Consider the following 13,324-nt stretch of genomic DNA (forward strand, 5'->3'; position numbering starts at 1 on the left):
CTGCAGCGGTGATGTCGCGCGTCCCCCGGTACGCCACTTTTTTCATCCAACTAATCCAACGAATCCAAAATTTGTTTTGAGTTCAGTTAGAAGGGACTGTTCCAACTGAATTTCTAACAACCTACCACTTTAGAAAACATCCGAATTTGGTTGCCGAGGATGGATAGGTTGGATCAACCGGGTCCAGCGTCCGGTAAGCTTGCCATTACAGACACTCGATGGGATTGGTCTGATGCCTCCTTTGGGTCAAAATGACGAGTGCCTCGCTTGGCACCAATTTCCGTTATCTGGAAGGAGTAGGCAGAAACCGTTCCTTGTTCTCTCCTCTATCTGTTCGCAGCCCAGAGTGACGGATGCCTCGTCAGAACCTCAAGCTGCCGCAGCTTTGTGGCAATCCCTTCCGGCTTTGGTCGCTGGTTGGCCATGTTTTTCCTCCGTGTTCCTAAACATAGCGCAGAACCACTTCATCCGGGGAAGTCCATCCGGCATCGGCCAATCCCGAATGTGCTGCCATATCTTTGAACGACCGCAGATTCTCCAAACTTTTCCAGTATCGCTTGAGGAATATATTGCTTTCGTCGACGCTGCTTTGACCAATCTACGGAACAAACCGGATCATTGCCTAATGCCCCTAACGATGAATTCAGTTTATCGCCTAACAAGCTTTTATAGTCACTTTTACAACCTTTAGGATCTGGCGTTGTCCGCACAGTAAGTTCGTTTTTCGGAATGCGCTTTATAGCATCAAGGCTCCGTACTATTTGTGTTGAGTATTCAGACGCTAAGTTGTCTGGGTTTTGGCTTTCCACCCAAGGCATCTGAAAGTTAGACTGGAGAGATTCGAGTAGATCTCGCGAGCAATAATCAAAGTGTACTTCCACCCCGCAAGAATTGAGCTCTTCCCTTAGTACCGGGTACACTTCTTCAAGCGTAGGAAGCTTCAGCGCTAGCGCCTTCAATTCTCTAGGGTCTTAGCCGGTAAGTTTTTCTCATTGTAAATGAGGCAATACAGTACAAGAATGGATTGCGGCTAGCGTTCATGTAGTCTTCCTATGAAATCTGCCGCCAGTCGCGCCCAAAACTGTCAGTCTAAATATCACTCTGACCCTCTCCGTAACGCCGAACAAAAATCTCGTTTGGCGGAAATTTTTCAATGAGAACATAACCCAACGCCCCGATACGATCCCGGTATATGCTCGAATTACCAAAGTTTTCTAACACTATAACGCTCGGAGCCAATTTTTCGAAATCCAGACCGCCAAGGACTTCCATCTCCCAGCCCTCGACATCGATGCAAAGCAGGTCGATGTGGGCCACCTCGACCGCCGCGGTGGCGAGGATCGTATCCAGCCGCCTCTGCCGCACCTTAATCCGTTCCACAGACGCCTTGTCGGAAAGATCATCTAGCTGAACTTGGAACTCCGGTCTGATACCTAGGGACGAAATGCTCTCGTAGGTGATTTCACCACTCTGGTATTCAATGCCGTGCAGATTAACGAGGTAGAAATCCACCTCATCTGCGTCCGAATCGGAAGCGGCGAATTCATAGATCTCATGCCCCATCCGGCGATGCTGCTCCGCAAAAATTGGATTGGGTTCAACGGAAAGGACACGCCAGCCGGCCTTCCGGAATCCCGCTCCAATCGAGAGGTATTCCGGCGATGCGGCGCCAATTTCCACGAGAACGTGCGTACGCCCATTCGGTCGCTGAGCGAAGTAGTGATTGAGAAGATGTATATCGATATCGGACTCTGCGGCCAATCGACTGTCCCTCCTAGTGATTGCCAGGTTACCTAATTCGAAATAGCTAAGACAATTCGTGGCCGAATACTCTACAAAAGCGACCAATGCGTATGCGCTTTTAATTCACGAGCGCGGCCTGCTCCGCGCGCTTGCGTCGCCGCTGCACTCTATAAAGGTCCCACCAATAGGCGACTTTGAAAGGGTGCCGCAACATAACCCTTTTCCATGACTTGCTTTCTGAATACAGTCGTCTGATCCGACCGGGATCTTTGAACCTGCGCGGGAGCGACTGCAAGAGAAGTCTGTGCTCTTGCAGCAGCTCTTCATAGTCCGGGTCATGGGTAGCTTTGGACATGTGGGCGTTTTCGAGGGCGTCGCGATACTGGCGGAAGCAATTCGGATGCACGACGTCTACCACGGGCCTTGCCGAAGCCTTCGCGCGCACCTGCTCGAGAAGATCGGGTCTCTCCCGATTTACGAAGACCATTGTGTTCTGGGCATACCACCACATTACGCGAGAGTCGTACCAGGCACGGTTCTTCAAGGCATCGATGCCTGCGTATCCGCGTTCCTCGAAGCGGGACCACCAGTAGCTCTGCCATTGTTCATTGACGTGATACGTCCCACCTTGACCGGGGATCGCGGCCCCGAACACAATCACGTCGCTCAGAGACACAAGCGTATCCACGAATGCCTTTGAAGAACTCGCGGAAAGGTGTTCTGCAACTTCTAGCGACTGGGCGATGTCAAAGCGCCGTCCTAGGTCCAGCGGGTCCGCAAGATTTCGTTTTAGAGCGCGACACGCCGGAATCTTGAGAAGGTGCCCGTCAGGTAAGTGGCCATCTATCCCAAGATAGTCCTCAATCCCATTGCGTTCGTACTCGGCCAGCCATGCTCCCGTCCCGCATCCGACATCCACGACCGAACTCGCACCTGCACGCAGATCGAGGATCCAAGGCACCATGATGGACGCACTCAGGCTAGAACCATCAACCTGGTCCGAGAAAAACTTTGCATCGTAGGTTTCATTGCTCAATGTCACGACTGCTCGCTTTCGTAAGTTCTTGTCGTCTCCGCTTCAGCCAATCCAATCGGCCCGGTTTCCGCCCGTATCTCAAGCACAGACGCGATCCTCGTCGCAACGTTCTTAGGGTCAATTTGGCGCAGGTAATCCGTCATTGGAGAGCTTCGCTTGTCGAGAACTTCCGAAGAACGTACGACGCTGTCAAGAGCGCCAGCCAGTACCTTGGGTGTTTCGTTTGAGATCACATGCCCCGCACCTAGGTTTGCGATAAACTTGCCGACAACCGTATCCACGGCGGCAATCACCCCGACGCCAGCACTCAAATAATCCGAGATTGCACCGCTCATGACATTTTTTTGCGGTCCGTCGAACATCAGGCATCCATAGTCTGACGCCACGATCCGGGTCGCATAGTCCCAGGGGCTTACAACAGCATAATCACCGGGGATTCCGTTGTCGGCTAGGTCAATGCGATGCGCAACACCCGCGGCTGTCAGAGCCTCTTGCGCAGCTTTTATGATACGCGGCTGGGCCTTTCCGACCAGCAGCACGAACAGCTTTCGTTTCACGTCGTCGGATAGGTGCGGAATCGCTTCAAGCAAGTTTTCAAGCCCCTTGCCCGGACGCTGTTCCCCCATTTGGGCCAGCACGACGGCATCATCAGGAATGCCAAGACTGCGTCGTGCCTCTGTGCGAGACATGGTCATGTAAGGCGCGTGATGAGCAATGTGAGGAAGCGTGTAGACACGATCGAGACCGTACTGCTCTCGAAGGGTAAGTTCGATCTGCGGCGCGAAAACAAAGACTGCCTCTAGGCGCTGCCCGAACGTCTGCAGTGCACGTACATCGGCTTCATTGTCAGGTAGCCGGTGCAAAAAGCCGGAGATTTTCACCGCGTGCCTATCCATCAGACCTGTAAAATTTGCCCGGTTCAACCAGTACAAATGATTATCGAGGGTCGGGAGAAACAGTTTGCAGTTTCGCCCTGAGATGGCCTCGAAGATTCCGTCGTAGTCAGGGCAGGGCGAGTCAACCGGGACGGTCATCGCTATTTCCTGCATATGCGGAAGTAGACGCAGGGGCGCCACCAAGTAATTGTGTCCCCTGTTACCGGCGCCTTCCGCTACAAGCAGCCGTGTGTCCGGAGCAATCGAGGGCGCCCATCGATATGGAGGCGCGCTGCTCCCTTCGCCTGGCGCGAGATTGTCCGTCACATCGCTGCCGAAGCGCGACAGTCGTCTATCGTCGAGATCATTCAGCGCGAGGAATGCCGCCACCAGGCTTTTTATAGTGCTCAACTGATGCGAAAGATTCGGGTAGTCTGGGCCCTCGTCCTTAAAAAGGGCCTTGAATAAGTCAGCGACTTCACGGCCATATTGTCCGGATCTGAGCGCGTAGATTACGCTTTCCGCATCCGACCAGCTCACCCCTTCTACTCGGTCGCTTGCGGCCTGCCATGCGAACCTTGCCATAAGCCACGATCTTGAAAGCCGGTCTTCGTGCACGTGATGTTCGACAATTGCTTCGGCAGCGTAGCAACGGGTTTGCCCAGCCTCATACAATACCGTCTGCAAGTGCAGGTCTTCGCCGCTCATCAGGCTACGACCGTGGCGACCGAGGTTTTCCAGGAAGCCACCCGCGCGACGCGCGTGCTTGACCGAAAACGCGACGTTGGCGCCGAAACCATGTTCGTGTTCTCCCGCGACGCGACTATTGCGGCCGAGATCAAGGACTGTGAATGCGCTTTCAAAATCTGGCGTCACCCACGCCGGTCTGTGGCCGTTTGGCCAAATCGGTTGCACCGGCCCAAACACGACCGTCGGCTTTTCTGTAGAGTTGAAAGCACCCAATAGCGCTTGCAGCCAACCGGCACACGCCAATGCGTCATCATCGATGAACGCAATCAGTGGTGCGGCGGCTTCTTCCAAGGCAACGTTTCGCGCATTCGACAACCCACTTTTCTCAAGCTTGAGGAGGCGGACGTTCGTGGGCAGGCTTCGATCCGTCCAAAAAGCTTCTCGCGCGAATTGATCGTCGCTGTTGTCAAGGATCAGGACTTCGTAGTCCTCTGTAGCCAGTGTCTGCGACTCCAGCGACGCTAGACAGTCGGGCAGAACGCTGTACCTGTTGAATGTGCACACAGCCACGGAAATCTTGGGTTGTCTCATCCAGCTTGTTATCCGCTCTCAATATTTGTCACGAATGTCAAAGACTAAGGTCGGATAAAACCCACGCTCAGACAGACTTTATCCAAATAGCTGGATCGCCAATCTTTTGCAACCAGCTCAGTTTTTGACTGTTTCCCGTCGTCGCGCAGGCGTTGCTCACTACGACCGTGGACAGCTTCTGCGCGTGACTGTATCCCGTTGCACCTCGTCAGGCGAGCAGGAGCGGCAACCAAAAGTTTCCTTCTAACATCAATTGTAGAAACCCGATGAGACCGCCGCGTCTCCACATTCTTTCTTTGATCAGGCAACCGGCACGCCAGCAAAAAATAGCGCGCCGTCACGAATTTTCGGCAATGTAGGGCTGGTGAGCCCAATCCGGTAGGCTTCTTTCGTTGTCGATGCGACGATAAACTACGGATTTGCCAATATCCAGTACACGTTCGAAACTCGGTTGTTGATCCAGGAGCCGCATCAACTCCGCGATCGAATTGAGCTGGACATTACCGATCATGACACAGCCACGCTCTTTCAGAAGATAGTTCACGTAGAAGAAATCCACGAATACATTGGGCCAGCCGTGATGCCCGTCAATCAAGGCGAAGTCAAAGAGCGGGTTGGTCGCACCAAAGTTCGCCAGTTTCGGCAACTCCCATTCCGAAAAGCCGTCAATGAATTCGGCTGGGCCGAGACTGATCTTCTGATTGCGGCAGTAGTCTTCGATCCGGTCGAACAGGCTGGGCTCGGGACAAATTGACACGACGCGGTTCGGATAGAGATGCAGGAACGCGATCGTCGAGTTCCCTGCGCCCGTCTCAAGTATGGACGCGCCAGTGCCGACATCCCTTCGGATGAAGTCGTGAACCTGCCGCAAGTAATCAGCGGTGAAACTTCCGCTGTTCCAGGTTTCTCCGCCATCCCATGACTGCAGCAACGGCATGTCGGCCACGTACCTGTCGAAGCGCTCCCGTTCATAGACCGATCCCGCCTCTTCGGGAGTGGAGAGCATCATCGCCCTCGCCAAACGGCCATGGAATGGCGACTGTGCTTCGAACTTCGCCCCAAGTTTCCATGACCCGTCCAGTAGGCGATAGGCGTCCAGCATGTCCCCCGCTTCTTCGGCGAGAAATGCGCCCGCGTCTGCCTCCTGCGGAGCAAGCAGGATCACGTGGTGCCGATTGTCCGGTGCCGACAGTTCTTCGCCGAGAAGTGTGAAGACCCGGTAACCTGCCCGCCGCACGACGTCGGACAATCGGTTCCAGTTGGCGGTTTCGGTATCTGTCGCCCCGACCGAGTCGGGACTGAAACCCCAATCAACCTCTATGGTGATCCAGGGTCTGAGTCTGCGCAAAGTGTCTTGAGCCCCTTCGAGAAAGCGGAGCTCCGACCCTTCAATATCCACTTTCATCAGTCGGATGGACTCAAGGCCCATGGTTGGGAAAGCGCAGTCAAGTGTGGTTACCGGCACCTTTACAGTGGATGCAAATTCTACGTCATGCGTAGGTCGCGTCCACAGAGAGCCATAGCCCTGATCGCCAGCGGGAATGTTAAAATCCAGTTCTCCGTCTTGATTGGAAAGCGCGACGTCCAGAAGCATTAAATTCGGATGGATTTCGCACCATTTTTGGAGATTGGCGTTCAAGCCAGGGTTTGGCTCGATTGCAACGACGCACCCGCTTTCTCCGACCAACTGCAAGAAGGTCCAGGTGTGGCCCCCGACATTGGCGCCCACATCAATGACGGCATCCCCACTGCGGACGATCCGTTCGGCGATCCATTCCTGAAAGAACTCGAAACAGTGCAATTTTTCGGCTGGCGTGAACGTTGCAAACTTCGTGTTGATTTCATTCATTTGTTCGCTCATTCGATCGCCGCCAGAATTTCCTGCGATATCGCACATCTTGCCCGCATGTCATTCCGCAGCTCGTCCAGTTTCCCAATCAGCTGAGCTTCATACCGGATCGCTTCGATCAGCTGCCTTTTCATGATTGAGAAACACGCCTCCCGATCTGGCATTGCCTCGAACAGTTCGTCACGGCTCACCGAGAATTCGTTCTGTCGCAGCCGACTGAACCCTCGATCGTCCACCACGATATTCTCCTGAACGAAGCGGTAGAGTTGCGAGTCGTCGTCTTGTCGGTTCATTCTCATTCCATCAAGTTCTTCCACCATTCGACGCGCTGCGTCCACGGTGCCGCTTGGGGAAACATTTTCGCGAAGATCAAGATCTCTTTCGATACCAAGGTGTCTCAGGATCGGTTTTGCGTCAGAAAAAACGTTGTTTGAGTCGTAAACAATATCGAAGACAGAAAGAACAGACGCTGCTTTTTCAAACGGTGAAGTTCCACCACCAAGATTTGCCGCGGTCGGGAAGTTATGGATGAAACTTCTGCACGTGGCATTTAGATCCTCGCCTACAATTTGCTCCACCGTTGGGCATGGGGCCCCGTGTTGCTCCGCGACCTTCACGTACTGCCGAAAAAGGCTGAACCATCGATCTTTTGGCTCACGCAGTCCAGTGAACAAGAGCGTATTGTCACGCCAAAGAAAGCGCGCCGTCTCCTGGGACATTCGGTGACCAAAAATGAACCGTAGGTGGTCATGCGACCTGAGCTCGAAAAGCTCGGGTCGCCCGAAAACCCTGTTCTGATGGAAGCTCGCGAAGAGCGCGCTTTGGTGGCTCGGCAATTCAGAGCGCACAAGTGTTGCCAGCGATGTCCCGGCTGTCTTCGGGACGTGTAGCCCGATGGCGCGGCTTTCCAATTGAAGTGCTCCCTTTTGTCTTTAGATCGAGGCGGTTGACGCAGACAGAGACTTTTTACTTCCCCTGTGTGCACTTTGGCTGGACAGTTTTCTGCCTCAGCAACCCCGACACCCTTGTTGTAGCCGGAAACGATCATCAAACGCGATCCGTGTCAAGATTGTCACCGGGTAGAGGTGTAGGACCACTCGACTGTTATGGCTATTTGGGACCATCCAGTGTGTCGTCTGGCGACCGTAAACTCAACTCTGAACAGACATTGGATGATGTGTGCGGAATAGTCTCAACCTTCGACGGATTTTTTGTGACAACTGGCACAGATCCAGCGCAGCACATGTCGCGGCAAACGAGGCATCACGCAATCGCTTGGGACAATCGCATAGTCGCTGCCAGCACCAGCAGCGGCGTAGCAGCTTGTTTCGTCCTTGGTCGCACGCTTGCATAAGCCGCTGCCACTCGCCAGCCTGTAACCTGCGTTCGCGTCGATCATCAACGCGCGGTCGCCTCACGTTCTGCACCACGTTGACAGCATCAGCGTCGAGAGCGTGCCCGACTGCGCCTTGTAAAAGTGTCAACTAGCGCACCACCCTTGATGCCGCCACCTGCTTCAATCGTCTGTCTCGCCACTTCGACACATCCGCCACGGTCAGCCTATCCAACCGGAGACGGCATAGCGACTTGTGATGCTTCAACAACGCGTCGATACAACGTGCTTCACGATCACCACTGCGATACGTCGGCGTCACGTCGTCACGGAACACGATCATCGCGTCTCCGAGCGTCTATATTTGCGACGTGTCTGCTTCGGACTGCGCGCGCCTCGGTAGCGCACCACCAACGGAATCGGCTTGTGCCTCGGTCGCCGTACCCCACTTCACAGCATCGACGAGCTTGACGAACGACTTGCTTGCCGTTTTGCCATCACGTCTGACGATACACTGCCACTTGCTCCCACGCTTCCTGATTTTTGCCATCTCGCTTGCTCCTTGCGTCGTGCGAGTGACGGGAGAGTGACGAGATCGCAGCACGCGGTAGCACTTGTTGTTCCGTGCGCGCTGTAATCCGATGTTTTCGTTGATGATGTGTTGGCGACCCCGATAGGATTCGAACCTATAACCTGCCCCTTAGGAGGGGCAAGGATTTATCCATAAGTATATGTTTTCATTACGTTTCAACCGTTCAGAGGCGCAGGTTGTGCTAATTTTGTGTCAAATGTACCGGCGTTTGTGTCTGCGGGCTTGCCCACGTGCTGCTGACTGCGCATTTTGGACGCTGATTGATTTAGAAAGATTTCACAATGCGCAAATTGTTTTCCCTGACCCTGGCCGCCTCGGCCGTGACCGCCTGCACGCAAATGACCGATTACTATCCAGACGCCCAAACCACCGACATTGCCGGTCGCGCGTTCTTTGTGGTCGAGCGGCCGAGCCTTGGCCCAGGCGTCTACCTGGCCGGCCCGAATGATCCGAAAATGGGGGAAGTGCTGACGGGGCGCGATATGACATTGCCCCAGGCCAATGTGGCGGCCATTGAGGCGGTGACGGGCTGTAAGGTGGCGCGTGAAACTGTGCGCAATCAGGAAGCCACCACCTATGCCGCTGTGACGTGCCAATAGGAAAAGCCCCAGGTTATCTTGGGGCTTCAATTAAATTTTGTGCCATCCTGCACTGGCAGCGATTTCCGAGGCTGACTTTTTGGCTTCTCTCATTAGTCTGTGGGATTTCCAGACCAATCCGCCATCCTTTCGTTTTGCCTCCATAAGCCATTCGCCATTTGCTTTTCGTACTGTGAAGGTGGCTGCGCCGTTGTGCGCGCGATAAGCGCCGCTCTGGTTTCTGGTCCAGTGAAGTTTCATCTTTCATGCCCCAGATCCACCATCCGGACAATCGCTGTGCCGGTATCCGTCCAGATATGCATGGATCAGCCGCACCATCCGCGGCACGGGTTTGCGGTGGGTGTTGGCATCCTCGGGCATTCCCATGCGCCGCACGGATTGGCCATCTGTGTCAATTTTGTGCCAATTTGGTTTCGCGCCGCACAGCAAATTTGCGCATTGTTTCGCATTTCTGCGCATTGCACGGCAAATCGTGCATTTCACAAATCGATAAAATCGGGATTTTTTGCTAATTTTTCAAGGGATTATGGCGACCCCGATAGGATTCGAACCTATAACCTGCCCCTTAGGAGGGGGCTGCTCTATCCAGTTGAGCCACGGGGCCGTCGACCTCTTTCTAGCGATGCACAAAGCTGTTGTCATGCAGCTTTGTTGGAACCGCAGAAACGCTATGAAAACCTGCCGTTAACGGGTCTCGCGTCACAAAGCTGTCGCGTTCCCTGCCCTTGACGTACCGCACCGAAAAGGATTGAAGGAACGGAACCTCCGCTCGGGGTACAATATCCCGTCAATCCAGAACCTAGGTGCCGTATGTCCGATCCTGCGACTTCCCCCACCATCTCTGTTGTTGTTCCGGCCAAAAACGAGAAGGGCAACCTTCCCGAGTTGATCCGCGATATTCAAACCGCATTTGAGGGACATGCGGAAGCGATAGAGATCATCATCGTCGATGACGGGTCCGATGATGGCTCGCCCGAGGTTGTAAAAGCCATGACGACGGATATGCCAAACCTTCGACTGCTTAGCCACCCGACCTCCGGCGGGCAGAGCGCCGCAGTTCATTCCGGCACCCGTGCGGCCCGCGGCCGGATTGTTTGTACGCTTGATGGCGACGGCCAAAATCCGCCCCTCGAGCTCCCCAATCTTGTGGCCCCGTTACTGGCGCCTGATGCGTCTGATGATCTTGGCCTCGTAGCGGGACAACGCGTTAATCGTCAGGATACCCTGTCCAAAAAACTGGCTTCCAAAGCCGCAAACGCAATCCGTTCGTTTATCTTGAAAGACAAAACCCGAGACACCGGGTGTGGGTTGAAGGCATTTAAACGGGAGGCCTTTCTTGACCTTCCCTATTTCGACCACATGCACCGCTATTTGCCGGCCCTGTTTTCAATGAACGGATACAGCGTCGCCCATGTTGACGTAACCCATCGACAGCGCGGGGCGGGGCGGTCCAACTACTCCAATTTCCAGCGCGCGCTTGTTGGCCTTGTGGACCTCTTTGGCGTCGCCTGGCTTATCCGCCGCCGCAAAAAGGCCCGGGCTTTGGAAATTACCCCCGGAACAGAAAGCACCAAATAATGGACTCTCTCCTTTCCTTTCTCAAAGTGAACAACTGGGTGGAATTCTGGTGGGTGGCTTTCGGTCTCTTTGGCCAATTGATGTTCACCGGTCGCTTTCTGGTGCAGTGGATCGCATCCGAGCGCGCGCGCCGCTCCACCGTGCCTCTGGCGTTTTGGTACTTCTCAATCGCAGGTGCGCTGATCCTGTTTACCTATGCGGTTTATCGGCAAGATCCGGTTTTCATTCTTGGACAGTCATTCGGTATCGTGGTCTACACACGAAACCTTTGGCTGATTCACAAGGAAAAGCGCGAAGATGGTGCAGCCTGACACCCTCGGAAATTGGCGCCCTCTGCTAGTCGCAGTGGGAATCGTGACGTTGGCACGGGTGCTGCTCCTCTGGATCAGTCCGACCGATCTTTATGTAGATGAATCCCAGTACTGGGTCTGGGGGCAAAACCTCGATCTGGGATATTATTCCAAACCGCCCATGATCGGTTGGGTTTTGCGGTTGTTTGACGAACTGGCCGCCCACAGAAGCGCATTTTCAGTTCGTTTGCCGGCCCCTCTTTTTCATGGCGCAACCGCGCTACTGCTGGGCGTTTGGGCACAGTCCCTGATGCCTGAGAACCGACGCGCGGCACTGTGGGTGGCAATGGCTTACCTAAGCCTGCCTATCGTAACTGTTGGCAGCTTCCTCATGTCCACCGACACCATTATGGCGCCGTTCCTTGTCGGCGCGTTGGTGCTCTACTGGAGGGTTTGCGAAGGTGGCAAACCGATACACGCCTTGGCTGGCGGATTGCTCCTCGGCCTGGCCTTCATGTCAAAGTACGCGGCAATCTACTTCTTGCCCGGTGCGGCAATCGCCTATGCAATTCACCCCGCTATGCGCCCATCGGGCCGGCATTTGCTTTTGTTCCTTGCTGGCTTCCTGATCTCGGCAAGCCCGAATATCGTCTGGAACATCGCCAACGACCTCACAACGGTCTCCCACACAATGGACAACGTTGGCTGGATCAAGGAAGAAAGTGCGGGGCCAAGCCTGAACTTCGGCAGCCTTGCGGAATTCGCGGCCTCACAGTTTGCGGTCTTCGGACCGGTCTTTATGGTGTTCTGGCTCATCGCGCTGCGTGCACCCGCGCCCAGCCGGCGTCGTGCACTTTTGTGGTTCTCCATCCCTGTCTGGCTGATCGTCCTCACACAAGCTCTGCTCAGCCGCGCCTATGCCAACTGGGCATTTGCGGCCATTCCACCGGCAACCATCGTTGCCATTCTCTGGGCGTTGGAGCGTGACAGCAGTCGTTGGTTGAAAATCGGGTTCGGCATCAACATCGCCGTTGTGCTCGTTATCTCCTTTCTCGTTGCATTTCCGATGGCGATCAAAGGCGACGACGGTCAACCTTTTGCCAAACGCTATGTCAATATTGCCGGCCTAAGCCGTGACGCCTTTGAACTGGCAGAGCACAACGGTCTGAGCACAATTGTCGCCAACAATCGCGGCATTTTAGCCGATCTGTTTTTCACTGGGGCAGACCGAGACTTCGCACTCTATTCGCGCCCGCACAAAGGGGCGCCAAAGCACTACTACGCCCAAAAGAAAGCCCTGCCCAAGTCGCTTGAAGGTAAGGTGCTCTATGTCGGATATGCGGAAAAGCTAACGTGCAAAGGCACAGCCGTTGAACCTGTTGCAGACCTGGCTCAAGAAGTGGGAACATGGACCAATGTTCCCATCCCAGCCTACATTGTGGACGCCGCATGCCTGCGCTGAATGCAAACGCCCGAGCCCTGCAAAGCTGTGTGATCCTCACGGCCATTCTGGCTATGGTGTTCGCAATCTGGCCTGGCCTCGATCTCTGGTTCACCGGTCTGTTTTACGATCCTGAGTACGGCTTCTGGCTGGCCCACATCGAGTTTGTGAAACACCTGCGAGAGTTCATCTGGAAACTCATAATTCTCACGTTTCTGCTGGCTTTTGGTGCTCTGGTTTTCACCAAAACCTTCCGCTCGACAACGCCCGTTTTGAACAAGGTTTGGGAAGTTGCAACGCTAACCTATGTGCTCGGCCCAATGCTGCTGGTGGATGTGATCCTCAAAAGCCATTCCGGACGCGCGCGCCCTTCGACCGTCGAAGAGTTCGGAGGCAACCTGACGTTCTCTCGCGCCTTCGAAATCTCGGATCAATGCGAAAAAAACTGTTCGTTCGTATCCGGCGAAGGATCAGGTGTGACGGCTCTCCTGATCACCGTTCTGCTCGTCGTGCGCAACTCGGCGCCGGCACGATACACCCGCTTCGTCACACTTGCGGCCTTTGCGGTGACGGCCGCCGGTTTGAGCCTGCGTGTGGTGATGGGGCGACATTTCTTGTCAGACACGGTCTTTGCCGTTCTCTTTGTAACAATGATCGCTCTGGGACTGCTTCAGCTCAAACGCTACCGAACGCTCAAACTCTTCTGA

Annotated in this window: 12 protein-coding genes and 1 tRNA gene; 5 read left to right on the top strand and 8 right to left on the bottom strand. The window is 54.6% G+C overall.

All coding sequences use genetic code 11. The features are described 5' to 3' along the window. Nucleotides 1-1,089: 1,089 nt before the first annotated feature. The 6 genes from BXY66_RS15885 to BXY66_RS15910 form a co-directional block, all read right to left on the bottom strand. On the bottom strand, nucleotides 1,090-1,761 hold the full coding sequence (locus BXY66_RS15885; protein ID WP_165929211.1) for an FkbM family methyltransferase: 672 nt from the start codon (nucleotides 1,759-1,761) through the stop codon (nucleotides 1,090-1,092). Nucleotides 1,762-1,861: 100 nt separating this feature from the next. Next, nucleotides 1,862-2,785, bottom strand: coding sequence for a methyltransferase domain-containing protein (locus tag BXY66_RS15890; protein WP_132861368.1), 924 nt, complete (start codon nucleotides 2,783-2,785; stop codon nucleotides 1,862-1,864). Next, on the bottom strand, nucleotides 2,782-4,935 hold the full coding sequence (locus tag BXY66_RS15895; protein WP_132861369.1) for a glycosyltransferase: 2,154 nt from the start codon (nucleotides 4,933-4,935) through the stop codon (nucleotides 2,782-2,784). The genes BXY66_RS15890 and BXY66_RS15895 overlap by 4 nt, the downstream gene beginning before the upstream one ends. A gap of 337 nt (nucleotides 4,936-5,272) precedes the next feature. Continuing rightward, a complete protein-coding gene (locus tag BXY66_RS15900) occupies nucleotides 5,273-6,796 on the bottom strand; it encodes an FkbM family methyltransferase (protein WP_165929212.1) in 1,524 nt (507 codons plus the stop codon). Continuing rightward, nucleotides 6,793-7,077 carry a hypothetical protein gene (locus BXY66_RS20515; RefSeq protein WP_165929213.1) on the bottom strand — a complete coding sequence of 95 codons (285 nt, stop codon included), beginning with the start codon at nucleotides 7,075-7,077 and terminating at the stop codon, nucleotides 6,793-6,795. Before BXY66_RS20515 ends, BXY66_RS15900 begins: the two co-directional genes overlap by 4 nt. An 899-nt stretch (nucleotides 7,078-7,976) precedes the next feature. Continuing rightward, on the bottom strand, nucleotides 7,977-8,183 hold the full coding sequence (locus BXY66_RS15910; RefSeq protein ID WP_132861372.1) for a hypothetical protein: 207 nt from the start codon (nucleotides 8,181-8,183) through the stop codon (nucleotides 7,977-7,979). Between the two features lie 807 nt (nucleotides 8,184-8,990). Here BXY66_RS15910 and BXY66_RS15915 point away from each other — a divergent pair. Continuing rightward, on the top strand, nucleotides 8,991-9,308 hold the full coding sequence (locus BXY66_RS15915) for a hypothetical protein (RefSeq protein ID WP_132861373.1): 318 nt from the start codon (nucleotides 8,991-8,993) through the stop codon (nucleotides 9,306-9,308). Nucleotides 9,309-9,551: 243 nt separating this feature from the next. Here the strand turns inward: BXY66_RS15915 and BXY66_RS20715 are convergent, their stop codons facing one another. Together BXY66_RS20715 and BXY66_RS15920 are read right to left on the bottom strand one after the other, a co-directional pair. Continuing rightward, nucleotides 9,552-9,674 (bottom strand): hypothetical protein, encoded by a 123-nt coding sequence (locus tag BXY66_RS20715; RefSeq protein ID WP_279432507.1) that lies wholly within the window; start codon nucleotides 9,672-9,674, stop codon nucleotides 9,552-9,554. 161 nt (nucleotides 9,675-9,835) lie between these two features. Beyond that, nucleotides 9,836-9,912, bottom strand: a tRNA-Arg gene (locus BXY66_RS15920). A 206-nt stretch (nucleotides 9,913-10,118) separates the two neighbouring features. Here BXY66_RS15920 and BXY66_RS15925 point away from each other — a divergent pair. From BXY66_RS15925 to BXY66_RS15940, 4 genes are read left to right on the top strand one after another with little or no spacing between them, the layout of a single operon-like run. Beyond that, nucleotides 10,119-10,886, top strand: coding sequence for a glycosyltransferase family 2 protein (locus tag BXY66_RS15925; RefSeq protein ID WP_132861374.1), 768 nt, complete (start codon nucleotides 10,119-10,121; stop codon nucleotides 10,884-10,886). Next, nucleotides 10,886-11,197, top strand: coding sequence for a lipid-A-disaccharide synthase N-terminal domain-containing protein (locus BXY66_RS15930; RefSeq protein WP_132861375.1), 312 nt, complete (start codon nucleotides 10,886-10,888; stop codon nucleotides 11,195-11,197). The genes BXY66_RS15925 and BXY66_RS15930 overlap by 1 nt, the downstream gene beginning before the upstream one ends. After that, nucleotides 11,184-12,638, top strand: a complete 1,455-nt coding sequence (locus tag BXY66_RS15935; RefSeq protein ID WP_132861376.1) for an ArnT family glycosyltransferase — start codon at nucleotides 11,184-11,186, stop codon at nucleotides 12,636-12,638. The genes BXY66_RS15930 and BXY66_RS15935 overlap by 14 nt, the downstream gene beginning before the upstream one ends. Continuing rightward, nucleotides 12,626-13,324: a phosphatase PAP2 family protein gene (locus BXY66_RS15940; RefSeq protein WP_165929214.1), complete on the top strand. Its 699-nt coding sequence runs from the start codon at nucleotides 12,626-12,628 to the stop codon at nucleotides 13,322-13,324. Before BXY66_RS15935 ends, BXY66_RS15940 begins: the two co-directional genes overlap by 13 nt.

Source organism: Shimia isoporae, assembly GCF_004346865.1.
GTDB classification, from domain to species: domain Bacteria; phylum Pseudomonadota; class Alphaproteobacteria; order Rhodobacterales; family Rhodobacteraceae; genus Shimia; species Shimia isoporae.